This window comes from Plesiomonas sp. (genome assembly GCF_051650925.1).
Taxonomy (GTDB): Bacteria; Pseudomonadota; Gammaproteobacteria; order Enterobacterales; family CAMTGL01; genus Plesiomonas.
This window is the reverse complement of record NZ_JBOFRH010000086.1, coordinates 1-1,524: the sequence shown is the minus strand read 5'-3', so window position 1 is coordinate 1,524 and position 1,524 is coordinate 1. Positions and strand designations below refer to the sequence as shown.

Sequence of the window (1,524 nt, the reverse complement as noted above, 5' to 3'; positions counted from 1 at the left end):
TCCCAAACCTGAATGTGGCTATTGGCCAGCGCGCTTGTCTGACGGTCGTTCCTGTTTCTTCTCGTGATTTGATGTTCTGATGCCATTTTATCAATTAGTGTTAGCACAGCAGCAGCGCTGCCGACGTCGGCTCGGCTATATGGCGCTGTTGGTTGTGGCGTTGTTTGTATTTAGTCTGGCGGCAGGTGAGCAATGGGTCACGTTGCACAATTGGCATGATCCGATGACCGAGATGCTGGTATTCCAATTGCGCCTACCGCGCTTAATCGTGGCCTGTTTAATCGGCGCGGCGCTGGCCACCGCTGGGGCAGCAATGCAGAATCTGTTTGCTAATCCATTGGCAGAGCCTGGCTTATTAGGGCTGTCTAATGGCTCGGGGGTCTTGCTGGTATTCGCCATGTGGGCTTATCAGGGATTTCCTCCGTTATGGTTAGTCAGTGTATTGGCCATAACGGGCGCGCTGATCAGCACTCTCTTTCTTCTCTGGTTGGCACATTATCGACAACTGAATAATGCACGTCTGTTGTTGATGGGGGTGGCGCTGAGTATTCTTAGTGGCGCCTTGATGACGTGGATGGTGTATCTCAGTGATGATTTAAGTCTGCGCCAGCTCATGTACTGGATGATGGGGAGCTTTGGCGGGATCAGTTGGTCACAACTGTGGCTGCTGCCGCTTCTGGTCATTCCGTTGTTGTGGCTGCTAAGCCGTGGGCAAGTGTTTAATCTTTTGATGTTGGGTGATACCGCTGCGCGTCAATTAGGTCTTAATACTCGGGTATTACGGATCATGTTGGTGCTGGCAGTAGCGGTCATTATTGGCAGTAGCGTGGCGTTGGCCGGCATTATTAGTTTTGTCGGGTTGATTGTGCCGCATCTCCTGCGTCTCGGTGGTTTTACGGATCAGCGCTATTTATTGCCGGCCTGTGGTCTGTGTGGCGCGGCAGCGATGATGCTGGCGGATTTAGTCGCGCGATTGTCACTGAATGCCGCAGAATTGCCGGTAGGGGTTGTTACAGCCAGTATTGGTGCGCCACTTTTTGTATGGATGCTATTACGTCATGTTACAAGCGACTGATTTACACCTCGGTTCTCGTTTGTGCGGTGTGTCGGGCATTATCCAGCCAGCACAAATTACGCATCTCATTGGCCCTAATGGTGCTGGCAAAAGTACACTGCTGGCGATATTGGCAGGCATGTTACATCCCGAACAGGGGCAAGTATTGCTGAATGATGTAACGCCATTAAGGGCTACATCACGTCATCCCCATATCGAGGCTGATAACGAGAGACCGCGCCTATTATCAAGTTGCTCGGTAGCGCAATTGGCACGCTTACGTGGCTATTTACCGCAGCAACAGTATCCTGGGTTAGATTTACCCGTCTACCAGTATATTCATACCTACCTACGCCATCCGTTAACTGCAGAGACGGAATTGGCTGTGCGTGAATTAACCCGCCGGTTATCGTTAGAGCCGAAACTTTCTTGCATGATTTCACATTTATCTGGTGGGGAATGGCAAAGAG

Annotated in this window: 2 protein-coding genes; both read left to right on the top strand. The window is 51.0% G+C overall.

Features of this window, described 5'->3' with window-relative positions; translation table 11 throughout:
* The first annotated feature begins 79 nt into the window (after positions 1–79).
* Positions 80–1,075, top strand: coding sequence for a vitamin B12 ABC transporter permease BtuC (btuC, locus tag ACRC27_RS01955; protein ID WP_438639064.1), 996 nt, complete (start codon positions 80–82; stop codon positions 1,073–1,075).
* A partial coding sequence (locus ACRC27_RS01950) for an ATP-binding cassette domain-containing protein (protein ID WP_438639063.1) occupies positions 1,059–1,524 on the top strand: 466 nt, incomplete at its 3' end. The genes btuC and ACRC27_RS01950, both read left to right, overlap by 17 nt.